Origin of the sequence: Psychrobacter sp. P11G3 (assembly GCF_001435845.1) — a bacterium.
In the GTDB taxonomy this organism is placed as follows: Bacteria; Pseudomonadota; Gammaproteobacteria; order Pseudomonadales; family Moraxellaceae; genus Psychrobacter.
In genome coordinates this window covers 1,797,049-1,820,849 of the sequence record NZ_CM003596.1, presented here as the reverse complement: position 1 = coordinate 1,820,849, position 23,801 = coordinate 1,797,049, and the positions used below count along the sequence as shown (strand labels likewise).

The 23,801-nt window shown below is 43.5% G+C and carries 19 protein-coding genes; 10 read left to right on the top strand and 9 right to left on the bottom strand.

Annotation, left to right across the window (positions count from 1 at the left end; all coding sequences use genetic code 11):
- Positions 1-84 precede the first annotated feature (84 nt).
- From AK824_RS07330 to cysG, 3 genes are all read right to left on the bottom strand, one after another.
- On the bottom strand, positions 85-3,960 hold the full coding sequence (locus tag AK824_RS07330) for an AAA family ATPase (RefSeq protein WP_057760281.1): 3,876 nt from the start codon (positions 3,958-3,960) through the stop codon (positions 85-87).
- 74 nt (positions 3,961-4,034) lie between these two features.
- Positions 4,035-5,657 carry an exonuclease SbcCD subunit D C-terminal domain-containing protein gene (locus AK824_RS07325; RefSeq protein ID WP_227511132.1) on the bottom strand — a complete coding sequence of 541 codons (1,623 nt, stop codon included), beginning with the start codon at positions 5,655-5,657 and terminating at the stop codon, positions 4,035-4,037.
- 152 nt (positions 5,658-5,809) lie between these two features.
- A complete protein-coding gene (gene cysG / locus AK824_RS07320) occupies positions 5,810-7,438 on the bottom strand; it encodes a siroheme synthase CysG (protein ID WP_057760279.1) in 1,629 nt (542 codons plus the stop codon).
- A 283-nt stretch (positions 7,439-7,721) separates the two neighbouring features.
- On the opposite strand from cysG, the gene AK824_RS07315 reads away from it, so the two are divergent.
- Positions 7,722-8,462 (top strand): SDR family NAD(P)-dependent oxidoreductase, encoded by a 741-nt coding sequence (locus AK824_RS07315; protein WP_057760277.1) that lies wholly within the window; start codon positions 7,722-7,724, stop codon positions 8,460-8,462.
- 131 nt (positions 8,463-8,593) lie between these two features.
- Here the strand turns inward: AK824_RS07315 and AK824_RS07310 are convergent, their stop codons facing one another.
- The 3 genes from AK824_RS07310 to AK824_RS07300 all read right to left on the bottom strand — a co-directional run bounded on the left by AK824_RS07310 (position 8,594) and on the right by AK824_RS07300 (position 11,621).
- Positions 8,594-9,232 carry a phosphoadenosine phosphosulfate reductase domain-containing protein gene (locus tag AK824_RS07310; protein WP_057760275.1) on the bottom strand — a complete coding sequence of 213 codons (639 nt, stop codon included), beginning with the start codon at positions 9,230-9,232 and terminating at the stop codon, positions 8,594-8,596.
- An 84-nt stretch (positions 9,233-9,316) separates the two neighbouring features.
- Positions 9,317-9,937, bottom strand: coding sequence for a DUF934 domain-containing protein (locus tag AK824_RS07305; protein ID WP_057760273.1), 621 nt, complete (start codon positions 9,935-9,937; stop codon positions 9,317-9,319).
- The gene (locus tag AK824_RS07300; RefSeq protein WP_057760271.1) at positions 9,930-11,621 is read right to left on the bottom strand and encodes a nitrite/sulfite reductase; all 1,692 of its coding nucleotides are present in this window, start codon (positions 11,619-11,621) and stop codon (positions 9,930-9,932) included. Before AK824_RS07300 ends, AK824_RS07305 begins: the two co-directional genes overlap by 8 nt.
- Before the next feature lie 343 nt (positions 11,622-11,964).
- Between AK824_RS07300 and sat the strand changes: the two genes are divergently transcribed.
- Entirely contained in the window at positions 11,965-13,227 is a 1,263-nt protein-coding gene (gene sat / locus AK824_RS07295) for a sulfate adenylyltransferase (protein ID WP_057760268.1), read from the top strand.
- A gap of 136 nt (positions 13,228-13,363) precedes the next feature.
- Here sat and AK824_RS13530 read toward each other — a convergent pair whose 3' ends face one another.
- Positions 13,364-13,951 (bottom strand): hypothetical protein, encoded by a 588-nt coding sequence (locus AK824_RS13530; RefSeq protein ID WP_156410695.1) that lies wholly within the window; start codon positions 13,949-13,951, stop codon positions 13,364-13,366.
- Positions 13,952-14,331: 380 nt separating this feature from the next.
- Between AK824_RS13530 and AK824_RS07285 the strand changes: the two genes are divergently transcribed.
- The 5 genes from AK824_RS07285 (at position 14,332) to AK824_RS07265 (ending at position 19,698) form a co-directional block, all read left to right on the top strand.
- Positions 14,332-15,459, top strand: coding sequence for a sulfate ABC transporter substrate-binding protein (locus tag AK824_RS07285; protein ID WP_057760266.1), 1,128 nt, complete (start codon positions 14,332-14,334; stop codon positions 15,457-15,459).
- A gap of 268 nt (positions 15,460-15,727) precedes the next feature.
- A complete protein-coding gene (locus tag AK824_RS07280) occupies positions 15,728-16,819 on the top strand; it encodes a sulfate ABC transporter substrate-binding protein (protein WP_057762491.1) in 1,092 nt (363 codons plus the stop codon).
- A gap of 223 nt (positions 16,820-17,042) precedes the next feature.
- On the top strand, positions 17,043-17,927 hold the full coding sequence (cysT, locus tag AK824_RS07275) for a sulfate ABC transporter permease subunit CysT (RefSeq protein WP_057760265.1): 885 nt from the start codon (positions 17,043-17,045) through the stop codon (positions 17,925-17,927).
- Position 17,928: 1 nt separating this feature from the next.
- Positions 17,929-18,879, top strand: a complete 951-nt coding sequence (gene cysW / locus AK824_RS07270; protein ID WP_057760263.1) for a sulfate ABC transporter permease subunit CysW — start codon at positions 17,929-17,931, stop codon at positions 18,877-18,879.
- A gap of 96 nt (positions 18,880-18,975) precedes the next feature.
- Entirely contained in the window at positions 18,976-19,698 is a 723-nt protein-coding gene (locus AK824_RS07265; RefSeq protein ID WP_082624600.1) for a sulfate/molybdate ABC transporter ATP-binding protein, read from the top strand.
- Between the two features lie 186 nt (positions 19,699-19,884).
- Here the strand turns inward: AK824_RS07265 and AK824_RS07260 are convergent, their stop codons facing one another.
- Positions 19,885-20,214 carry an ArsR/SmtB family transcription factor gene (locus AK824_RS07260; protein WP_057760261.1) on the bottom strand — a complete coding sequence of 110 codons (330 nt, stop codon included), beginning with the start codon at positions 20,212-20,214 and terminating at the stop codon, positions 19,885-19,887.
- 387 nt (positions 20,215-20,601) lie between these two features.
- Between AK824_RS07260 and AK824_RS07255 the strand changes: the two genes are divergently transcribed.
- The 3 genes from AK824_RS07255 to bfr (AK824_RS07245) all read left to right on the top strand — a co-directional run bounded on the left by AK824_RS07255 (position 20,602) and on the right by bfr (AK824_RS07245) (position 22,194).
- A complete protein-coding gene (locus tag AK824_RS07255) occupies positions 20,602-20,793 on the top strand; it encodes a (2Fe-2S)-binding protein (RefSeq protein ID WP_057760259.1) in 192 nt (63 codons plus the stop codon).
- Between the two features lie 364 nt (positions 20,794-21,157).
- Positions 21,158-21,646 (top strand): bacterioferritin, encoded by a 489-nt coding sequence (gene bfr, locus AK824_RS07250; protein WP_057760257.1) that lies wholly within the window; start codon positions 21,158-21,160, stop codon positions 21,644-21,646.
- A gap of 68 nt (positions 21,647-21,714) precedes the next feature.
- Positions 21,715-22,194, top strand: coding sequence for a bacterioferritin (gene bfr, locus AK824_RS07245; protein WP_057760255.1), 480 nt, complete (start codon positions 21,715-21,717; stop codon positions 22,192-22,194).
- 177 nt (positions 22,195-22,371) lie between these two features.
- Here bfr (AK824_RS07245) and AK824_RS07240 read toward each other — a convergent pair whose 3' ends face one another.
- Positions 22,372-23,748 carry a DHA2 family efflux MFS transporter permease subunit gene (locus AK824_RS07240; RefSeq protein WP_057760253.1) on the bottom strand — a complete coding sequence of 459 codons (1,377 nt, stop codon included), beginning with the start codon at positions 23,746-23,748 and terminating at the stop codon, positions 22,372-22,374.
- Positions 23,749-23,801 lie beyond the last annotated feature (53 nt).

Sequence of the window (23,801 nt, the reverse complement as noted above, 5' to 3'; positions counted from 1 at the left end):
ATGTTCGGTGGTTTTTCATTGTCCAAACGAAATAGTTTCATTGAAAGTATTAAGTATTAAGTATTAAGTATTAAAGTGATTAACTTATGATGCTTTTTCACTGACGACTTTATGACACCCTTGGCCACTAATTCGGCTAAATCCACCCGAAAGCTTTTCGACTTTAATTTGGGTTAAAATGCGATCTTTTAGCGCCTGAACATGGGATATCACCCCAATTAATTTACCTTCTTGCTGTAGATTGGTCAGCGTATCAAGCGCAATGTCTAAAGATTCCTCATCCAATGTACCAAACCCTTCATCCAAAAATAGCGAATCTACCCGAATATTTTGACTGGCCATCTGTGAGAGTCCTAATGCTAACGCTAGGCTAATGATAAAACCTTCGCCGCCCGAAAGGTTTTTAGTGCTGCGAATTTCGCCACCTTGATAGTTGTCAATCACATTTAGCTCAAGTGGACTATTATCATCACGGGCCAGCAAATAGCGATCGCTCATTTTTTGCAGCTGCGTATTGGCTTGAGTGACCATGAGATCAAAGGTTAGCCCTTGAGCAAAAGTACGGAACTTTTTGCCATCAGATGAGCCAATCAATTTATGCAATTGTTGCCAAACTTGCAATTTTTCCTTTTGCATAGTGATGGCATCAAGCTGCGCCTGTTGAGTGTTTTTCTTATCTTCATTGTCTTTTAGACGCTGACTGATTGCACCGATTGACTCAATTCGTTTGTTAAATTCATCTTGGGCTTGTGATTGCTGTTGGGCAAGCGTTTCTCTATCGTCTACTGTCAGCGGATTGGCTTGTTTATCTGCAAGTGTTTTTTGTGTTGCATCCAGTAAAGACTGCGCTTGCTTTAGCGCATAATCGATATGCTGTTGCTGCTGTTTAAGTGTGTTGCGTTCATCAATTGGCAGGCGCGCATTAGTAAAATCTATTTCATCAGAGAAATCAGAAGTAGCAAGTATTAACTTAAAGCTATCCTCTTGAGTATTGAGTGTTCCCTGTACTGTGGTCACTTGCTCAGTCACCTGACGCTGCTTATCAAGCAATTGACTAAGTAGGTGCTCAGCATTGTCTAGCTGCCTTTGCGCAGAGATCTGCGTGGCTTTAGCCTGATCTAAGGCATCACGTAAACGCTTTTCTTCTGCTTCAGGATCTTTATCTGCCAAGACCTCATCTCTATTTGTTCTTAATTGCTCAAGCATGTTCGCTTTTTCAGCCGCGAGTTGAGAAATTTTAATAAGCTCATTTTCTTCTTTGTCGAGTTGAGACTGCTTGGTCTCAACTTGTGTTTCTAGACGACCGAGTGATGTTTTTAGGTTTTGTTGATCCTCTCTGTAGTCGTTAAACTGTTTCTTGATTTCTAAAAGGGTACTGTGAGATTGGCGCAGAGTATTGATATGCGCCTGAGCGTCCACATTGCTTAGTATGGTTTGACTTTCAATACTGGTTATCAGCGGTTGTAATGATTGCAGTGAAGAACGTATCGCCATTTTTGCATCTGACTGATGTTTGTCAGTGGAATATTTATTTAACAGGGCTAATATATCGGTTTTGAGCACGGTCAATTCAGAAAAATTATCATGATATTTTTTGTCTAAGTTTTCTATAGCCCATGCTATTTTTTCACTATTGCTCTCAATCTCGTTAATAGTGCTGGTTAGCTCACGCTGCTCCTTGTCTAACGCTTCGATGTCATTACGCATCGTAGAGAGCGACTCGCTAAGCGTTTCATATTGAGTTAACGTATTTTTGAGAGATTCTCTACGCTTACCTAGCTCGATTTTGATACTGTCTAATAATGACAGCGCATCTACATGCGTCTCAATCTGCATCAACGGTTTTAATGTTTCAGCAACAAGTTGAGAGTAGCCTTTATTTAGTACTGAACTGACCAACTGGTCGATCTCTGTCTTCAACTTTTGTATTTGGTGATTTAGCAGGGTTTGTTGTTCTTCCGCTTGCACAAACTGCTGCCGTACAGTTGCTTGAGTAATACGATGTTTAGATAAAGTATCTTCTAAATTGGATATAGTCGTATCCAGCTCTGTTATTTGCCGCTGAGTTTGCGTTGCTTCCGTTTCTTGTATCAAATGTGGGTGGTCTGCACTATAAGGATGCTCTAGCGATCCACAAAGCGGGCAGGGATGACCATCTTTTAGGTCAGCGATATAGTCTTCTAATTTAGCGACTTTTTGTAGTAAATGCAGCTGGGTTTGTTTGTCTTGACGCTTTTCTTTGGCAGCGCCGAGCGCCGATTCATTATCAGCGATTAAGCCTGCCAGCTTCTTGAGGTCGTTACTCATTACTGGCAAGGTCGCAACTATTTTCTCTACTTGTACACTAAGCTCATCGTGCTGTTTTGTCTTAACGCTCACTTGGTCAAGTTGACGGTTGATATCATCAATCTGCTCTTGCTCATCTCGCATATCAACCAATGACTGCACTTGGGTTAATGCTGCTTGCTCTTGTTGTAACGTTAACAATTTACCCTGTATAGACAACATGGTGGTGTCTTTTGTCTTTTTCTGTTGATTTAAGGCGTCAAGATTGGCGCGATACTGGTGGATCTGTTGCTGCTGGCTTGTTTTATCATCTGATAGGGCGGTATTCTCCTGCAATACTACTTTTAGTCGGCCGCAATGACTTTTGAAGTTCGCTATGTCACTATCGATATTGTTTAATTCATGGGCGTCATTAAGATAGCTTTCGACACTTGCGAGCTGGGTTTTATTTTGTGCAGCCTGTTGTTTATGGTTGTCTATCTCTTTATTTAGATGTTGAGTGCTGCTCGTTAGAGTTTGCTGTCTTTGCTCAATATCTTTTAGGACATGCTTATTCTGCGTAATATCTATATCTAGTCTACGCGCCTGCGCAATATTGGGTAGAGCCGTTTGCAAAGCTTCGTGGGCAGTTTGTGTATGAGTTTTTGCTATCTCTAGATGTGTGGTTGCTTGCTCTAAGTCATTTTGTTTTTGCGGTAAGATGCTACTGATCTGCTGCTGTTCTTCTTGCAAGCGTTTTAGGTTATCGCGACTATGGACAAGTTGGCTGAACTGACTGTCAATTTCCAACGCTTTATTAGCAGCGACTAAGCGTTTGGCACTAGGAATAAAATCTTGCTGCGCTTGCTGAGCCTGCACCAAGTCACTTTGATAAATATTCAGTTTTTCTTTTGACTCTGTGACGCTATCTAGCCACTTTATTTTTTCGGCCAAATTTTGAATGGTCTGCTGCTGCTCACTTTGGGCACTTTGATATGACTGCAAGTCAGCTTTTAACTGATTTTCTTCATCGGTATTTAAGAGCGTCAAGCCATCTAAACCGTATTGCAGCTTATTAAGAATTTCTTCCTCGGTACGTTTCTTATCATGAACCTGTGTTGAGATAGTCGCATAAATATCAGTGCCAGTGATTTTCTCTAAAATATCTGCGCGTTCATCAGCCTTTGCCTTTAGAAATGCTGAAAAGCTACCCTGAGCTAGCAATATAGAGCGAGTGAACTGCTGAAAATCCATCCGAGTCAGCTCAATGATTTTATTTTTGGTATGCTTTAAGGTGCTCTCTAACAGCTCATCGTCTTTTGACGAGTCATCAACGTTTATCTTAGCGATTTCATGAGTCGCATCTTGTAGATTACCGTCTGCTTTATTGTAAGCACGGCGCTGTCCCCAGCGGCAGCGATATTGCTCACCATTTAAGTCAATCACTACTTCAGCGAAACATTCTGCCGTCTGCCGCGTCATTACCTCATTGCTGCTCTTACTGATACTATTAATCCTTGGCGTCTCACCATATAGCGCTAAGCAAATAGCATCCAATATGGTGGTCTTGCCGGCGCCTGTTTGCCCAGTGATAGCAAAAATGCCTTCATTGGTAAAGGCAGTATCAGCAAAATCAATATGCCATTCGCCTTTGAGGGAGTTGAGGTTTTTTAGTCTGAGTTCGATTAGGCGCATGGATAAGTCTTAATATTAGTAATAGCCGCAACTGCGAAAAATTTAGGAAGTGTGGTCATGATATGTCGCTTTTATTATTCTGCCTGTTTGTCTTCATGACGTAAGTTATAAAGTATCTGGCCATAAGCATCGCGCAATGAGTCTTTTTGAGAATCAGCCACATCATTTATCGTTAAGCAGCGCTCAAAAACCTCCATCTCATTTAAGTCCTGCAAGTTCTCGGAAGTCTGCTGCTGATTGAGCACTTTATTATAGGAATGGGAGTCTTTAGTTATTAGCACTTCAAACACTGTACCTTCTACCATCTCATTAACTTTATCTTTTAGCCCACTGACAATCTCATCGCCTGTATAGACAACCTCTAGCCAAATAGAGTCCGATTGCGTAAGCGCTCTAATGGTTTGATCAATCGTGGTTAGGTCACCAGATATTTGCGCCAATTGTTGGAACTTTGGGATGGGTAGGGATACTACTTGCATTTGATTAGCGTCATCGCGATGTAGGATTTTATTGCTAATCACGGCGTCAGTAGAAGTTTCTCGAATGCTTTTATATTGCTCAGGCTGAACAGGAGTATTTTCTATGGCAGTAGATTGTGCCACTGCTTCATCTTCTGCAGGCTCATCAAAGCTAAACAAGTCATCCATGAAAGGCAGTTCCTGACTAGACACTTTTTTAGCGGATTTTTCTGTCAGTTTTTCTACTGTTTTTTGAACTTTGACGACTTCGATATCAGCAGCTGTATTGATGGCATAAGGAGTAATACTATCAGGTGCGACGTTCAGCTCTGAGTTGCCATTATTAAAATGTTCTGCAGCACCAAACTGTACGAGTAATACTTGCTTTTGCTGTTTGGCCTCTCCGAAACCCATCGCGATAGGTGAGCCTGAGTAGCGAATACTCTCACGACCGCCAACACGCTGCGGCACGTGCAAATGGCCAAGTGCCACATAATCGAAGCCATCATTGAACATATCGGCGGAGATTTTACCTAGTGAGCCGACATATAGCTCGCGCACACCATCATCCTCGGTTGTTTTGCCACCAGACGCGAATAGATGTCCTGTGGCGATGATAGGAATATATCGCTGATGCGTTTTGTTTAAGTCGGCTTGCTTAGCTTTCGCAATGTCTGCAACATTGTCATAATGCTCGCAAATACCAGCGATAACATTGGCGTCTTTGCTATCTGCGGACTCGCCAGCGCTGCTACTACGCACATCCCGATCGCGCAGATAGGGCACAGCGGCAATAATACAATGAGGGTTGTTGTCGTCATCACCCAAGACCAATACTTCGTCGTCCAAGTCATCACAAGCAGTACCAATCACATGCACATTCAAAAACTTAAGCACATTGCTTGGCGCGTCTAAAAATGTCGGTGAGTCATGATTACCTGCGACAATAACCACATGCTGACAGCAGGAGCGTGAGACCTTACCCAAAAATTCATAATATAGCGCTTGGGCTTTATTGCTTGGGGTCATGGTATCGAAAATATCACCAGCGACGATCAATATATCTACTTTTTGCGCGCTGATGGTATCTTGTAGCCAATGCAGGAATGACTCAAATTCTTCATAGCGAAGACGCCCATATAGACGTCGCCCCAAGTGCCAGTCTGAAGTATGCAATATGGTCAAAGGTTTCATTTGCGTGGTTAAAGAGGAAGGCAAGCTAGCATCAGGTATGGGCATAAGTAGACTATAAGTATGAGCAGTAGAAAGTCTTCATTCTAGCAAGAATCGTTGCGTTTTGCGCTGTTGCCAAAAGAAAACCCTACCAATAATATCCTGGTAGGGTTTTCTTTTTATTTAGGACTCATCTTTTTACAGGTTAGCAGTAAGCGCTAGTCAATAATCAGTTGCTCCAGACCATCTCCTTGCTGCGTCGCAAGATTTGCGACCATCGATAGGGCATGAGCTTGTTGGTCTATTGGTTGTTTTACTGCTTCACCTCTTGACCCTTCACGCAACCAATTTTTAGCTATGTCATCGCTATTTTGACTGTGCTGCTGATTTTGCAAATTATACCAAGCTAAATCATGATGCAAGCTGACCACGTCGCCCATAATGAGAAGGGCAGGCGTTGGCAATTGTGCTTGTTCTTGTTTGGCAACAATCGTTGCAAGCGTACCGGTCAATACCTGCTGGTTGGGCATACTCGCATTAGAGACGATAGCAATCGGTGTCTCGCTACTGCGTCCAGCATCAACCAAGCCTTCAGTCAAACGTGCCAGCGAGTGCAGACCCATATAAAATACGACCGTCTCATCAGTATTTAAGAAACTTGTAAAGTTACTGTTGGGCGCGCCAGCCTTCAAAAACCCCGTCACAAAACGCACTGACTGTGAATGGTCACGATGAGTTAGCGGAATGCCTGCATAGCTAGCAGCGGCATTGGCAGCGGTGATACCTGGTACGACTTGGTAAGGTACATTGTTTGCTCGTAGGCTCTCTATCTCTTCGCCGCCACGTCCAAAGATAAATGGATCGCCACCTTTTAAACGCACGACACGGCGACCTTGCTTGGCATGATTGACAAGTAGCTCATTGATACCTAATTGCGCGACCGTATGATTGCTGCGTTTTTTACCGACAAACACTTTATCAGCATCACGGCGGCATAAGTCTAAGACCTGCGGTGAGACTAAAGCATCATAAAACACCACGTCCGCTTGCTGCATTAAACGCAAGGCTTTGAAGGTCAGAAGCTCTGGATCACCCGGGCCTGCGCCCACAATATAGACTTCACCAACGGCTGGTAAGCTTTTTTCTGACTCATTCGATGCGACGGGCTTGATGGCATCCGAGTCTGTATCGTCGCTTTTCTTACTGATAGCAGCGGCAGTGCTATCCAAATCAGCTTTTAACTGTGCAGTCGCTTCAGTTTCATTACCGGCGAACATGAGCTGACTGACTTGGCCTTCAAACGCGCGCTCCCAAAACTGACGACGGCCAGTAAGCGTTGGTATTTTGGCTTTTACCTCACTGCGGAATTCACCTGCCAGCTTGGCTAATTTTCCATAGCCTTGCGGAATTAACGTCTCAAGGCGTGCCCGTAATAGACGTGCCAGCACAGGCGCTTTACCATTTGATGAGATACCAATCACGATAGGATTGCGATCGATAATGGCTGGAAAGATAAAGTCACATAAATGCGGCGTATCGACCACATTGACTGGAATGTTTAGCTCAGTCGCATCTGCATGAATCTGGTGATTCAGCATTTCATCATCAGTCGCGGCAATGATTACTCGTGCGCCTGACATATAGGTTATATTATAATTCTCATAGATAAATTGGTGCTTATCATCAGTTAGCAAAGCTTGTAGCTCGTGGCTGATATCAGGTGCAAGTATAGTAATGCAGGCACCTGCACGACTGAGCAAGTCAGCTTTACGCAGTGCCACTTCGCCGCCGCCCACGATAAGCACTTTACGGCCTTCTAATTTAAAAAATAGCGGGAAGGTGTTCATAGTGTCACCATATATTTAATTGTTTATTATAAAGGGTAGAGAAGGTATAAGGGATGCCGCCATTATGAGGTATCAAAGACATACTCTCACGTAGTGAATTGGCATTAGTATATTCATTTTTGAAATATTAATTGATATTTTTCTTGCTAATAGGAATAGATGAACTTACTTGCTCAAATGAATAAGTAAGCTAACACACGCTAACATATCCCAAAATTAGGCTGTGCTAGCATGTCTTAAGACAATTAATCGTATAACAATAATTCAAAAGAGTAAGCATACTATGAAACTACAAAACAGAGTCGCGATTTTATTTGGTGGCACGTCAGGGTTGGGTGAGGCGACGGCTAAAGCGTTTGCTAAAGAAGGCGCTAAAATAGTCGTTACAGGACGCGATGAGGAAGACGGCAATCGAATCGTCAAAGACATTAGAGATCACAATCAAGACGCCATTTTTGTCAAAGCTGATGTGACGAAAAAGACCGACATTCAAGCCGTTGTTGACCAAGCATTAACGACTTATGGTCAGATTGACATTTTGTACAACGGTGCTGGTATTCATGACGCTTATGATAATGCTGTTGAGCTAGAAGAGGATTTTTACGATAAATTGATGGCGATTAATGTCAAGGCGCCTTATCTGGCTTCCAAAATGGTGATTCCGCATTTTATTCAGCAAGGTGGCGGCACCATTATTAATGTCGGTTCGCAAGCGACACAAATGGCAGGACCGGGTGGCTCAGCATATGTGACATCCAAACACGCCATTTTGGGGTTCTCGAAACAATTGGCTTTCGATTTTGGTAGTCAGGGTATTAAAGTTAATACATTGTCGCCAGGTTTTATAAAAACACCCATGACTGAGGGTATTGAGGATGAACGTCTAGAGCGTATTCCTGCCGAGCGTGCTGGCAAGCCTGAAGAGATTGCTGCACTTGCTGTGTTTTTGGCATCTGATGATTCTAATTATATGCAAGGCGCTAACGTTTTGATGGATGGCGGTTGGGTGCTAGGTCGCAAATAACTTTAGTAGTTGCCAACGTAGTCGTCAACAATAACGAACGATACTTACGTATCTTCCCAACACTAAAAAAGCCCTCTCAAAACGAGAGGGCTTTTTTAGTGTTGCAGAATGCTGCGAGCGGTTATCAAAGATTATAGCTGGGTATGTAGACCACACTCACGGCTTTCTTCTACCTTAGTTGGATCAAAGTAGTCATGCTCGTTTGGTAAGTTGTGCTCTTCTAGATATACGTCTAAATCAGCATCGGTCTTTTCAAACAATGGCGCTACTTTTAGCACGCCGTCTTTTGACAAGCTAAGTACGTCAAGACCTTGGCGGAACTCAGTTTGGTCTTTACGAATAGCATTGAACCACACATCTGGCTTTAACTCATCTAACGCACGGCGGAACGGCTCAAGCTTAACTTGCTCAGTGAACTCGTCATGCTGTGGGTTATCGATACCTGGGATACCATTCATCGTCGCGTCACGGTGAGCAGCTGTTTTCTTAGGAATGTAGGTAACGACATTTAGGTTCAAGTCATGGATAAGCTTGTTGGCAAATTGATAAGTAGCATCAGTGTTGTAGCCTGAGTCTACCCACAATACCGTGATATCAGGACGCTGTTTGGCAACCAAGTGCAAAATTGCTGATTCATACGGACGGAAGTTGGTCGTGATGATTGGATTTTTTGCTTGAGTCAGTGCCCACTCAACGATTTGCTCAGGCGACTTACCTTGCAGGTCTTGGTTGGCTTGATCAAGGTCTAGGTTTGGGTGTAATTGGCTCATCATACGTTCCTTAATTGTTGTTAATATAAAAGTGTTGATTAAAAATATTGGGTATTACTATAAAATTAATAGTCAGTGCTAAAACTATGCGACTGAAGGCTCTGACGGTTGTGCAAACATCGGTAAATCTGAAGCGCTTCGACCGTCATAGCTACTAGCAAGGGCAGTAAAGGCTTGCTCAATGCCAAATTTAGAATCGGCTTCTAGGTCATGCTCGCTCAATACAAAGCTATCAACGCCCACACGTAGCATATAAGCAATTTGATCGCGGCCAAACGCGCCAGCCACTCGAATCTCGCCTGTATAACCGATTTGGCGCAGCGTACGTGCAAAGCTAAAGTGACGGCCATCAGCGAACTTAGGTGCGTCAATCACGATAAGTGCGTGCGTTGATAAGAACTCACTAAGTCCCTCTAATGCATCAGCGTAAGTATCGGCAGTAACCCACAATCCAAGTCGGCTACTGTGCTGTACGATCAGCTCATAAACTTCTTTGATCAGACCACCAGCTTGTGCGCCTGTTGTATCTAACAGATCAACAAGTGGCACGATGACGTCAGGCTTTTCTTGTTTTTGTAGTAGCTCAAGCAACGTAATGTTAGTCGATACCATGCTCTCTGGCAGTGCATTAGTAGTAAGCACATGCCATGTATCTTGACTGCCAATATCGACGCCATGACTGTCCAAAATATGGTGATTAGCCATAGACCTTCTCCTTAAATGGATCAATACCAACGCGCTCAACCAATTGCCCAAAGCTTTCTACATCGTTATCAGTGCTGGCACGTAAGTCCACATAGACATCAACGATCTGCTGTATGGTGCTGGCAACATCAAGAGCCGGCACAGATTTGCCTAAGATTTTGCCAAGTTTGGCGTCGTCGCTAGAGTTGCCGCCAAGACTAATCTGATACCAATGTTCACCTTTTTTATCGACACCCAAGATACCAATATCGCCTGTATGATGGTGCGCACAAGCATTGATACAGCCAGACATGTTCAGGCGAATCTCACCCAAATCATATAGATAGTCTAGGTCATCGAACTGTTTTTCGATTTGTTCAGCGATGTTGTGCGTCGTTGCATTGGCAAGCGAGCAGTAATCCCAACCTGGGCAGACAATCATATCTGTTAGGGTATTGATGTTTGCGCGCGCTAAATGCAATTCTGATAGTTGCTGCCATAACTCATAAAGCTTATTGGTCTCCACATCAGCGAATACTAGATTCTGCTGATAAGTACCACGTAGCTCACCAAAGCTGTATTTGTCAGACAGGTCAGCCAGAGCATCCATTTGTGATTCACTGACATCACCGGATGGTACATATTTGCCATCGACCAAACCTGCCTTAAGAGAAATAACCACGGCACGATAGCCAGCTATTTTGTGCGCTACGGTGTTTTGGTTATACCAATTGGCAAAGTCTTTATCAGCGTTTAGTTGCTGTTGTAGCTCAGACTGTACTTGTAGCGCATCGAATGAGACATAATCAGGCTCACTAAAGAAGCCAGTCGCGGTTGCAAAGTTCTCATCAGTCAAGGTAAGCGGACCATCTTTGGTATGAGCTTCCCACTCAGCATTGACCAATTTGGCAAACGCTGGACCGCCCATGCTTTCGACCAAAATTTTGATACGTGATCTGTATTTGCTGCCTTTGTCACGGCGACCATGCAAGTTGTAGACACGCAAGATAGCGTCTAAATAACTCAGCAGATGCTGACGTGGCAAGAACTTATTGATAACTTTACCAAGGACAGGAATACGTCCTAGACCACCGCCAACCAATACTTCAAAACCAATCTCACCTTCATCATTGGTTTTTACGTGTAGACCGACATCATGTACTTGGGTTGCCGCGCGGTCATCATTGGTACCGATCACAGCAATCTTAAATTTACGCGGCAAAAAAGCAAACTCAGGGTGGAAGGTAGACCACTGACGGATAATTTCACAATAAGGACGTGGGTCAGCGATTTCTTCTTTATGAATACCGGCATATGGATCGGTGGTGGTATTACGAATACAGTTGCCTGAGGTTTGGATGGCATGCATCTGTACTGAGGCTAATTCAGCTAAGATATCTGGCACATCTTCTAGCTTTGGCCAGTTCAGCTGGATATTGGTACGCGTCGTGAAGTGACCATAGCCTTTATCATACTTGCGAGTAATCTCGGCCAATTTGCGCAACTGGTAGCTGGCAAGCAATCCGTAAGGAATGGCGATACGCAACATCGGCGCATAACGCTGGATGTACAGGCCGTTTTGCAACCGCAATGGCAAAAACTGCTCTTCTGGCAGCTCACCTGCCAAAAACCGCTCGGTTTGGTCGCGAAATTGGGCAACTCGTTCCTCTACCAAAGTCTGGTCAGCGTAATTATATTGATACATGACGTAATCTCAGTTTTGTTTTTAATCTTAAAATCAGCGACGAAAATGATTTGCGTGTGTAATAGGTTTTATTGCCGTTCGCAATGTAAATAATTCAGCTATACATCATATAAGCTTGTACCCAGAAACATAAATTCCTTTCAGACATATCCATATCCAAACACAGCATAAATTTTCATAATGAAAGTTAGGTAGCCTATGCGTAACAAATTTAATGCCCAATCGATAGCGCGCTATTTATTATCTAGCGACGGCTTTCTTCTCAGTTTTGTACATTTAATCGCTTTTGCATTTTTGCTCATCTCTTCCAACCATTCTTTTTATAAGAGGTTTTAATAACTATATGTCTCAAACTCAAAGCCCAACCCAATCCCAATTCAAATCAAAGCTGGTTCCTCCACACGGTAGTGCAGAGCTTAAGCCACTGTTGTTAGAAAGTGCAGCACGCGATCAAGCATTAGAACTTGCCAGCACATTGCCAACCATTACCTTAAGCTCACGTGAGCGTGGCGATTTAATCATGTTCGGTATCGGCGGTTTCACTCCGTTAAATGGTTTTATGAATCAAGCGGACTGGCAGGGCGTGGTAGACAACATGCGTCTGCAAAGCGGTGAAAACGCTGGCTTGTTTTGGCCAATTCCTATCACTTTGTCTGCGCCAAAAGAGACGGCGGATAATTTGAGCCAAGGTGACAAAGTAGCATTGGTCGCTCAAGATGGCGAAGTCATGGGTATCTTGACGGTAGAAGAAACCTATACCATCGATAAAGAACACGAGTGTCAGCAAGTATTCACGACCACGGATTCAGAGCATCCAGGCGTACAGCAAGTATTGAACCAAGAAGCCGTCAATATTGCCGGTAGTGTTGAAGTATTGAGTGAAGGCGAGTTCCCAACGTTATATCCAGAAATCTACAAAACGCCAGCAGAAACGCGCGCAATTTTGGATGCTAAAGGCTGGAAAACAGTAGCGGCATTCCAAACGCGCAACCCAATGCATCGCTCACATGAGTATCTGGCTAAAATTGCGATTGAAATCTGTGATGGTGTACTGATTCATTCATTATTAGGCGCATTGAAACCTGGTGACATCCCAGCAGAAGTCCGTCAAGAAGCTATTAAAACGTTAATTGATAACTACTTTAGACAAGATACCGTGATCCAAGCAGGTTATCCGTTGGATATGCGCTATGCTGGTCCACGTGAAGCGTTACTACATGCGCTATTCCGTCAAAACTATGGCTGTAGCCACCTGATTGTCGGTCGTGATCATGCGGGTGTCGGCGATTACTACGGTGCGTTTGATGCGCAAACGATTTTTGAGCACGTTGGTAAAGATGACCTTATCACTCAGCCGCTCAAAATTGGCTGGACGTTCTGGTGTAACGCTTGTAATGCGATGGCCTCTGATAAGACTTGCCCGCATGACGCCTCTGAGCACGTTAAAGTGTCAGGTACCAAGCTGCGTAAAGCGCTATCAGAAGACGAAGATGTACCAGATAACTTTAGCCGTCCAGAAGTACTACAGATTTTGCGTGACTACTATGCTGGTATCGCAAAAGAAGAGCGTGCTGAAGTTAAATTAACGGGTGCATCTGCTGTATAAAGACTGATCATCAGTATAAATAACTCGTACTAAACCAGTCGTAAAAAAGGTGTCAGACTTATGGTCTGGCACCTTTTTATTTTTATCACTATTTTTAAAATGAAAAGCACGTCCTAACACATACTAGCGCTGTCCATTAAATCTCTAAACCTGCTGCCAGCTTTTTATATTTTCCAGCAAGCGAGCCACCACCTGAGCAAAAATAGTTCAGTGCATATTTATCTGGGCTGTCGATGATGAGCTTATCGTCCTTAAATTGGAGAAAAGTCGTACTGTCATTTACCTTTGACTGAAAAATCGTACCGTGAGCAGTATCTTGTCCCATTAATGTCGCCTTACCATCGAAATGACAAGTAGGTTTTTTGATATCGCTGCGTGAGCGAACTTTAATGTCAATCTGTCGATCACCATCTGCTCGTACCATTACGCCAATCCAATCATAGCCTTGTGCTCGTTTATCGTAGTCGGCAGTAGCGTAATCCGCTGAAACCTTGTTTGTTGAAACTTTATCTGTTGAAAAATTGTCTGCTGAGACATTGTCACCCAAGATATTACTTTCAATAGTTGGCAAATTAGATGTTGTACTGGCAACTGATTTAACTGTGCTGTGGCTATCGCTATGCACAGTGGGCGACACGCTATTACAGCCTGTTAAAACAGCTAGGGTAGAGGTCATCATTATCAGCCCTACAATAGAACGAAATTGACGGTATGAGGTATTCATATAAGGGCCTTTGGTCAAGTAGAAAAGTAAGGTTCGCATAGTATCGGGATAATGAGAGTATCATTGATACAGCAAAATTTATGATGTACAAATAATGGTACAGCCTACCCAAATCATAGTCTACTTAATAAACCTGCCAGCAACGACTCAACCCATTTTATTCTTAACGATGCAAAATGATGCAAAATAATGCAAAACGATTACTCCTATCACTTATGCCAACTTCACTAGTCGATAAGCTAATTCATCACTAAGCGTTTGCTATTTATGCTGCTAGCATAGCCTGCATCATCCCGACAACCGAACTCAAAAGATTGTAGGCCCTGTGATGATGGTCAAGATTTTGACAAAACGCTTCTAATACTTTTATCGAGAGCATCATGCAAAAAAAATTCCAACAAATCAGCATTGCTAGCATTCAATCAACTAATAATAAGCCTGTAAAAGCGCGTGTACTTGCCACCAACGGCATGCTCGCAGCAGCGATAATGATGACAGCCTGCAGTCCAACAGAAGCGACGCAAGATGACGCGGCAAATAGTGCCAGTGGCGAGACGCAGGATGTTAATCTACTCAACGTCTCCTATGATGTGTCTCGCGACTTTTACAAAGACTACAACACTTTATTCAGTACCGACTATCAGAAGACTCATCCAAATAGCAAAGTAAATATCAATCAGTCACATGGCGGCTCTAGTAAGCAGGCGCTCTCTGTTGCTAACGGTTTGCAAGCGGATGTGGTGACCTTTAACCAAGAGAGCGATATGAATCTATTGGTGGAAAAAGGCTTGGTCGCTGCTGACTGGCGACAAGCACTACCGAATAATGCCGTGCCGTACACCAGTACCATGGTATTACTGGTCCGTGCTGGTAATCCAAAAAATATCAAAGACTGGTCAGATTTGGCCCGTAATGATGTCGATGTGGTCATCCCGAACCCGAAAACCAGTGGCACGGCGCGTTATGCCTTCTTAGGCGCCTATGGTTATGGTTTGCACCAATTCAAAGAAAGCAGTAATGAAAACCCTGTAAAAACCAATGACTTTATCAAAAATCTGCTGGCAAACGTGGTCACTTATGACAATGGCGCGCGCGCTGCGACTACCAGCTTTACCCAGCGTGGTCTAGGTGATGTATTGATCACGACCGAAAACGAAGCACATTTGGCTGCACAGCAATTTGCAAAGGGTAACGTTGATATCGTATATCCGAGCTATTCGATTACGATTGCCAACCCAGTAGCGGTCGTAACGGCAGTGACTGAAAAGTCTGGTAAGACAGAAGCGGCAAGTACTTATTTGAAAGGCTTATGGGATAAGCCTGCCCAAGAGCTCATGGCAAAAATGTATATGCGTCCAAGTGATGAGCAAATTCTAGCTGCTCATAAAGATACTTTGCCTGATATTGAGACGTTTGAACCTGTGGCTGTGTTTGGCTCATGGGCAGAGATTATGGATGCTTTCTTTGTAGATGGTGGCCGTTTTGATCAGCTGGCAACCACGAAGTAGCCATTGATTTTTGATTTATAGAACTATCTATCTTAGCTGCTTTCAATGAAACGTGGACAAGATAGATAGGGCGCATGCCAGTATTAGAACCATCAATAAACAAACAGTCAGTTAGACATATAGATTCTTTAAACAACTTATTGATATGTCTGGCTTTGTTTATTGGTTATTCCCTTTTGGCAATAACATACGCATATTCATCATTAAACATAATAAGATGGCGCTGTTAGCATACTTGCATTACACAACAGACATCTTTGAGGTATTTATGACAGACGTAGCTCGTTATCAACAGAAAAGTAAAACCCTTAGTGCCTTGAGTATTGCTGGCGTTGCTTTGACTCTTGGTTTAGCTGGCTGTAGCAACAGTGAGACTACTGAGGCCGCAGCTGATGGTTCAGCGACGACAGAAGGGCAAAATATTGAGTTACTTAATGTCTCATACGATGTGGCACGTGATTTCTATAAAGACTACAACCCGTTGTTTGTTGAGCACTACAAAGCTCAAAACCCAGACAGCAATATCCTAATCAAACAGTCACATGGCGGCTCAAGTAAGCAAGCACTGTCTGTGGCCAATGGTCTACAAGCCGATGTTGCCACCATGAACCAAGGCTCTGATATTGAGCTGCTTGAGAAAAAAGGCTTGGTTGAGTCAGATTGGGAAAGTAAATTCCCAGACAATGCGGTGCCGTTTACCAGTACGATCGTATTCTTGGTACGTAAAGACAACCCAAAAAACATCAAAGACTGGGAAGATTTGACCAAAGACGGTGTTGAGATTGTCATGGCCAATCCAAAAGTGACGGGCAACGGTCGTTATGCGTTCTTGGGTGCATACGGTTATGGTCTACATGCTTTTAATAAAGATGAAACAAAAGCTAAAGGCTATGTAAAAGACATGCTAAAAAATGTCAAAGTCTATGAAAACGGCGGACGTGCCGCGACAACGACTTTCGTACAGCGCGGTATCGGTGATGTGTTGGTTACTTTTGAAAACGAAGCCAACCTTGCAGCGACTGATTTTGGCGCGGGTCAAGTAGACATCGTGTATCCAAAATACTCGATCAAGTCAGAGAGCCCTGTGGCAGTTGTGAAGACGGTAACAGATAAAAAAGGCACTACAGACGCTGCCAAAGCGTATCTTGATTACTTATGGAGTGAGCCTGCTCAGCAGCTAGCGGCCAATCTATATCTACGTCCTAGTGTTAAAAGCGTGCTTGACAAAAACGGTGACAAACTACCGCCAGTTGAGACTTTCCGCCCGAACGATGCCTTTGGTACATGGGATGAGATCATGAGCACTTACTTCAGTGATGGCGGTGTGTTTGACCAATTGGCAATTAACGCGCCTCAGTAATCGCGAGCTAAGTAGTTAGAGCAGCTACTGCGTTAAACACTGAAACGGATTAACTCAGTTAATCGTGCAGTCAGTCATGAAGCACCCCATAAAGGACATGGTCGTACGCACTATGTCCTTTATATCATAAGCCGACCAATAATAATTTTGATAACAATGGTAATAATGGTCTTACAGTGAGCACCCTCGCTAAGTACCATCAGTTAGGCAATAGGACATCACTATGAGTGCAACATCTTCTTCTGCCAGTAAGCCCGGCAACAAAAAAGGTTGGCTGACCCGTTTGCGTCAGCGCAATGTGCTACCCGGGTTCGGTCTGAGCATGGGTATTACTGTCTTTAGCTTGTCGTTATTGGTGGTACTACCGTTTGCCATGATGGCCTATACCACGACGCAGATGGGTTGGACTGGCTTTTGGGAAACTATTACTCAGCCACAAGTCACTGCCGCTATCAAGCTAAGCTTATGGATGTCGTTTTTGGCTATGCTGACCAATATGGTATTTGGCACATTAGTCGCATGGGTGCTTGTCCGCTATGAGTTTTGGGGTAAGTCACTGATTAATGCCTTGGTGGATTTGCCATTTGCACTACCAACTGCCGTTACAGGTATCTCGCTTGCCACTTTATATGCGCCTAATGGCTTGATCGGTCAATGGTTTGCCAAGTTCGATATTCAGGTAGCCTTTACGCCGATAGGTATTTGGCTGGCTTTAGTTGTGGTTAGTTTTCCCTTTATTGTCCGCGCGGTACAGCCCGTACTTGCTGAGCTTTCGGTTGAGTTTGAAGAAGCCGCTGCAGTATTGGGCGCCAATCGTCTGACGACTTTTCGTAAAGTGATTTTGCCAGAGTTGTTACCTGCTTTGCTAATGGGTGCAGGTATGATGTTTGCCCGCGCTACTGGCGAGTATGGCTCGGTTATCTTTATCGCGGGCAATATTCCGATGCAGTCTGAGATTTTGCCGCTCATCATCATCAGTAAGCTTGAGCAATTTGATATTCAAGGTGCTTCTGCGGTTGCACTATTTATGCTACTCATATCATTTGTCATCTTGCTCACCATTAATATCATGCAGTGGAAACTGTCGCGCCGTGTAGGAGCTCGCTAATATGCAAATATCTAATAGCTACGACTACCAAAGCAACGCCGCGACCAAAGATACCCCATGGATACGTCGCACCTTTATTGCCATTGCTGTGCTATTCATGATTGTCATGTTGGTCATTCCATTACTGGCTGTGTTTTACGAAGCCTTTAAAAATGGTTGGCAGTTGTATATTGCTTCATTAGTAGACCCTGAAGCTTTGCAAGCCATCAAGCTGACGCTCATAACGGCAGGTATTGTCTTACCGATTAATATGGTAATGGGCATCGCAATTGCATGGTTGGTCACGCGCTATCAGTTTAAAGGTAAGCAGCTGGTCACCACTTTGCTAGATTTGCCATTTTCGGTATCACCAGTGGTTGCAGGTTTAATGTTTGTGCTGCTGTTTGGACTGAACTCTACTATCGGCGGTTGGCTTGAGAGTATGGGTTTCCAAGTGATCTATGCGGTGCCTGGTATCATTTTGGCGACGCTATTTGTGACCTTTCCGTTTGTTGCGCGTGAGCTGATCCCATTGATGCAGACTCAAGGCGACTCTGAAGAGCAAGCAGCGTTAACCTTAGGTGCGACTGGTTGGCAGACTTTTTGGCATGTGACACTGCCTAACATCAAATGGGCGCTGCTATACGGTTTGATTTTGACTAACGCGCGAGCGATGGGTGAGTTTGGTGCCGTCAGCGTGGTATCTGGCCACATTCGCGGCGAGACCAACACCATGCCGCTATTGGTTGAGATTGCCTATAACGATTATAACTTTACCGCTGCCTTTGCCTTATCGAGCATATTGGCTGCACTTGCCTTAGTGACGCTACTGATTCAGCAAGTCATGACCAAGATACAAGAGCGTAAATTTGCCAAGTCTGAGCGGCTCGCCAGCGCACTTGAGCTGCCAGTGAGTGCTAACGCCACTGCCGCTACTGAATCGACGAGTGCGGACAGTACTGGCAAGGTATAACTGCCATTATCTGATAAATGATGTTAATACTACGGATGCAGTCGCTACTTAGCTACTTGCCACGATACGACAAAAGATATAATAAGAGATACGATTATGAGCATTGAGATTCGCAACGTTAATAAAAAATTCGGCAATTTTACCGCTTTAGATAATATCAATATCACGGTGCCGACTGGCAAGCTGACGACGTTACTAGGTCCATCAGGCTGCGGTAAGACCACTTTGCTACGTATTATCGCGGGTCTAGAATATGCCGACTCTGGACAGGTATTGTTCGATGAGCTAGATGTGACTAATACCCCAGTTCAAAAGCGCCATATTGGCTTTATGTTTCAGCATTATGCCTTGTTTCGCCATAAGAACATCGCGGACAATGTGGCGTTTGGATTGACCTTGTTGCCAAAAAACGAACGCCCAAGCAAAGCTGATATCAATAAGCGTGTGGCAGAGCTCTTAGACCTCGTACAGCTACCACAAGTTGCCAATGCTTATCCGCATCAGCTATCAGGTGGTCAGCGCCAACGCATTGCGCTAGCACGTGCACTTGCTGTCAAACCGAAGCTACTGCTGCTAGATGAGCCGTTTGGTGCACTAGATGCCAAAGTTCGTAAAGAGCTGCGCACATGGCTAAAAAACATCCATCACGAGCTTGGTATCACCAGTATCATGGTAACGCATGATCAAGAAGAAGCACGTGCGGTATCAGATGAGATCGTCGTGATGAATCAAGGCCGAGTAGAGCAGGTAGGCACGTCAGAGGAGCTGATACACCAGCCAGCCAACGCCTTTATCAGCGATTTCTTAGATCTTGTATAAGCATTTGATCTAGCGCAATTTAAGTCAAATCATCAACATTATTATCAACATTTAAGCCAAAAAAAGACCTACGAGAGTAGGTCTTTTTTGGTCTGCGAATTGCTGCGGATCTATTGGCTCAAATGCTTTTTACAAAGCACAGTCAAAGAACCAAAAATCTAAGCGGACACAAGCGGACAATCGTATCTACGCAAGATCCGATACATCTCTACTAGTGCCTCTAGGAGTGATTTGCTCGTAGGTGATGTCTAAGATATCTTGACACCAATCTGGTAAATCATCAGCGACCTCATACCACATCCAAGTACCGTCACGCACACAGCTCAAGATACCCAATTTTTTCAAATGGTTTAGGTGGCGTGATATCGTTGGTTGTGGCTGGTCAAGCATATCTACCAAATCACCCACGCAACGTGCTTCTTTTTTAAAAAGAATTTGAAATATTTTTAGACGTGTCGGATCAGATAGGACTTTGAATAAATCGATAGGTCGTATCGTAAAATTATTATCAGACATAGGAGAATTCCAATGGGCTTCGTTAATAGGGGTTCAATATAACAGCAGTTATCTACAAAATCGATTAAAAAATAAGCAAATTTACAGTTCATCGTTAATTTACTACCTTTGACAATATTCGGTTACACGCACACTTATATCCACTTACATAAATGAACTGCCTGTAATACAAGGATACTGTCTCAACGAATAAATATATCGAATGTGATTGAAAATGATAATAATTATCGTTATTATACTGCAGGCGATAAACGTGATTTCAACGACTAAGTTTTCATTGCTAGAAAACAGTAAATTATCCGTTTATCAATGACACTTATCACAAAGTTTTTATATAAGTGTCTTATGCCGTCATTATCGAATAGTGGTATTCCGAGGAGACAATCCATGTACGTATGTATCTGCAACAACGTAAAAGAAAAGCAAATCAAAGCAGCTATTGCTGCAGGTGTTGATACGCTCGATGGTCTAAAAGATACGCTCGATGTAGCAACGTGCTGTGGCTGTTGTGAGCCGATGGTCAATGACTACCTAGACGAATACCATGCAAAACTCGATAATCTAGCATATGCTGTTTAAATATTATCAATCATATACCTTGTAATATAATACGATAAAATATATTCAATATTCTGCATCTAAATTTATTATACATAAAGGGTCGGGTGCAAGCGTCCATATAATCTCACTCAAACGCCAGCATGTTACATAACACATATCAATACTAGTTGTTTGTAGCTAATTATGATTCTCAATTAGCATCTTATTCTTAGTTCATAACGTTACACCCTATACTGCGCCTGTATGCTACTATATTTACCTGAGATTAGAAGCCATTTTGTTGATTTTGATTTTTACTGATTAGTTTGCCAATTATGCTATCCTTATATAATAAATTGTGGATGTACGGCGATCGGTAAAAATAAATAGGGGAGTACGCGTTATGATAGGTAGTCAGAAAGTTATTGATTATTTGAATTTCTTACTAGGTGGTGAGCTTGCTGCTCGTGACCAATATTTTATTCATTCAGAGATGTATGCTGAGTGGCACTATGGCAAGTTATACGACCGTATCCATCATGAAATGGAAGACGAAACGCTACATGCACAAAATATCATTCGCCGTATCTTGATGTTGAGTGGCACGCCAAAGATGTCAGTCGACGCTATTCATATTGGTGCGACTGTCCCTGAGATGTTGCAGTTTGATCTAGATTTAGAGTACCAAGTACAAAAGCATCTAAAAGAAGGTATCGCACTTTGCGAAGCAGAGCATGACTATGTCACGCGTGAGATGCTGGTTGAGCAGTTGAAAGACACCGAAGAAGATCATGCGCACTGGCTTGAGCAGCAGCTCCGTCTCATCGACATGATTGGTCTACCGAATTACCTACAAAGCCAAATGGCTGAAGTTACTCCTAATATTGTCTGATATCATCCTACGTATGAATAGCATTCACAGTATTTAGCATAAATAATAGAGATTAAGGGAGAAAGGTAATGACAGGGGATAAAGAAGTTATTCGCGCGTTAAACAAAGTACTTGGGCAGTCACTGATTGCCATCAACCAGTATTTTTTGCATGCTCGTATTGCACGTCATTGGGGGCTAGAGGCGCTTAATGACTCATTGTATAAGCAATCTATTGCTGAGATGAAATGGTCAGACGACCTAATCGCTCGTATTTTATTGCTAGGCGGTTTGCCAAACTTGCAGGAACTGGGCAAGGTATTGGTCGGTGAAGATGTACCAGAAATTATCGAGTGCAACTTACGTCTTGAGAGACAAAAGTTCGATATTATTACTGATGCTGTCACCTTGTGTGAGACAAAGTCGGATTATGTCTCTCGCCAGCTATTAGTCACGCTAAAAGATGGCAATGAAGAGTATGAAGACTGGTTAGAGACGCAGCAGGACTTGATAGAAAGTATTGGTGTAGAGCGCTACATCCAATCGCAAATGAGTGATGATGACGCATAATATTTGTTGATGTAAGTCGTTATAAAAAAAGCCAGTATGAGATTGATAATCCAATCGCATGCTGGCTTTTTTCTGTCTATAGATAAGCTATTTCTAACGTTTTGGCTATACAGAATAGAGACTTGTCGTACGTAAAATCTCACTCAATAGAAAACTTGTCTCTATTGACAATACGCTCTAGTATAAACCGCGTCCATCCTCAGGTTTCAGACGTAAAAAATACAGCCCCGAGAGAATGGTCAAAATGCCCAATATCCAATAAGTGGTTTGGAACGCAACTAGTGTATCCATCTGTAGACGCTCACGTAATAGATTTAACACAGCGGCACCGAACGCAATGCCAAAGCTAATCGCTAGCTGCTGATTGACCGCCATTAAGCTATTGCCACTACTGGTTTGTGTGCCCTGTAAATCGCCAATAGTAATCGTATTCATCGCACTGAACTGCATAGAGTTGCAGGCACCCATGATGGTCAAAATAGGTATAAACCATAGCCACTGCGACGCATCGTTAAACTGCGCCAGTACAATAATAAGTGAACCCATAAACAAAGTATTGTAGACCAGCACTTTACGGTAGCTAAACCGCTGAATAATTTTGCTAACCCAAGGTTTGATACCTATAGCACCCACCGCAATTGGGGCAAGCAGCCAACCTGCTTGCGAAGGTGAGTACTCAAACACCACTTGTAGTAGTAGAGGCAGCAAAAATGGTACTGCACTGATACCAAGCCGCGTAAACAAATTGCCTGTAATACCAATTCGAAAGGTGCGAATATCAAACAAGCTCAGTGGAAACAGGGGAGCTGCTCGCCGTTTGGCATGCCAGACATACGCACCGATCAATAGACTTGCGCCTAATCCAAGCAACAACCCATAAACTCCGCGACCTGTCTGTGAACCAAACTCGACAGCCAGTGTGAATCCGCAAGCAGCTGCGGCAAACAATACAAACCCTGTCCAGTCAAGACGCTTGGTATCTTCATATAGCGCTGGCACCAGTTTTTTACCCATAATAAAACCTGCCACACCCATCGGTATATTGATCAAAAATATCCAATGCCAGCTGGCGTATTGCACGATATAGCCACCCAATACTGGACCGACTAGTGGCGCAACCAATGCAGGTATCACAGCAAAGTTCATCACAGTAAGCAGCTTATTGCGCGGGTAAGACTTAACCAATATCAAACGAGCGACAGGCGTCATCATGGCACCGCCGATACCCTGTACCACACGTGAAGCAACCAAAAAATCTAGCGTTTGCGACGCCGCGCAAAGTAATGAGCCAATACAAAAAATGATGACCGCTGATAAAAATACGCGGCGTGTGCCATATTTATCCGCTAAAAAACCACTGATAGGGATAAAAATCGCCAAGGTTAATGCGTAGCTGATGACTGCCCACTGCATCTTTAGTGGTGACTCACCGAGTGCCTGCGCCATTTGTGGCAACGAGGTGTTCAAAATAGTAGCGTCTAAAATTTGCATAAATAGCGCTACCGCTAGTACATAAGGCAGGTATTTATCTTGAGTCGGAGTGAGCGTTACCATGTGAGTCCCATTGAACGTCTCGTTATGAAGTAAGAAAATAGCGGATTTGCGAG

Bases quoted from the DNA above. Each gene is read 5' to 3' on its own strand.
- AK824_RS07330 (WP_057760281.1), bottom strand. From the start codon at position 3,960: ATGCGCCTAATCGAACTCAGACTAAAAAACCTCAACTCCCTCAAAGGC.
- AK824_RS07325 (WP_227511132.1), bottom strand. From the start codon at position 5,657: ATGCCCATACCTGATGCTAGCTTGCCTTCCTCTTTAACCACGCAAATG.
- cysG (WP_057760279.1), bottom strand. From the start codon at position 7,438: ATGAACACCTTCCCGCTATTTTTTAAATTAGAAGGCCGTAAAGTGCTT.
- AK824_RS07315 (WP_057760277.1), top strand. From the start codon at position 7,722: ATGAAACTACAAAACAGAGTCGCGATTTTATTTGGTGGCACGTCAGGG.
- AK824_RS07310 (WP_057760275.1), bottom strand. From the start codon at position 9,232: ATGAGCCAATTACACCCAAACCTAGACCTTGATCAAGCCAACCAAGAC.
- AK824_RS07305 (WP_057760273.1), bottom strand. From the start codon at position 9,937: ATGGCTAATCACCATATTTTGGACAGTCATGGCGTCGATATTGGCAGT.
- AK824_RS07300 (WP_057760271.1), bottom strand. From the start codon at position 11,621: ATGTATCAATATAATTACGCTGACCAGACTTTGGTAGAGGAACGAGTT.
- sat (WP_057760268.1), top strand. From the start codon at position 11,965: ATGTCTCAAACTCAAAGCCCAACCCAATCCCAATTCAAATCAAAGCTG.
- AK824_RS13530 (WP_156410695.1), bottom strand. From the start codon at position 13,951: ATGAATACCTCATACCGTCAATTTCGTTCTATTGTAGGGCTGATAATG.
- AK824_RS07285 (WP_057760266.1), top strand. From the start codon at position 14,332: ATGCAAAAAAAATTCCAACAAATCAGCATTGCTAGCATTCAATCAACT.
- AK824_RS07280 (WP_057762491.1), top strand. From the start codon at position 15,728: ATGACAGACGTAGCTCGTTATCAACAGAAAAGTAAAACCCTTAGTGCC.
- cysT (WP_057760265.1), top strand. From the start codon at position 17,043: ATGAGTGCAACATCTTCTTCTGCCAGTAAGCCCGGCAACAAAAAAGGT.
- cysW (WP_057760263.1), top strand. From the start codon at position 17,929: ATGCAAATATCTAATAGCTACGACTACCAAAGCAACGCCGCGACCAAA.
- AK824_RS07265 (WP_082624600.1), top strand. From the start codon at position 18,976: ATGAGCATTGAGATTCGCAACGTTAATAAAAAATTCGGCAATTTTACC.
- AK824_RS07260 (WP_057760261.1), bottom strand. From the start codon at position 20,214: ATGTCTGATAATAATTTTACGATACGACCTATCGATTTATTCAAAGTC.
- AK824_RS07255 (WP_057760259.1), top strand. From the start codon at position 20,602: ATGTACGTATGTATCTGCAACAACGTAAAAGAAAAGCAAATCAAAGCA.
- bfr (WP_057760257.1), top strand. From the start codon at position 21,158: ATGATAGGTAGTCAGAAAGTTATTGATTATTTGAATTTCTTACTAGGT.
- bfr (WP_057760255.1), top strand. From the start codon at position 21,715: ATGACAGGGGATAAAGAAGTTATTCGCGCGTTAAACAAAGTACTTGGG.
- AK824_RS07240 (WP_057760253.1), bottom strand. From the start codon at position 23,748: ATGGTAACGCTCACTCCGACTCAAGATAAATACCTGCCTTATGTACTA.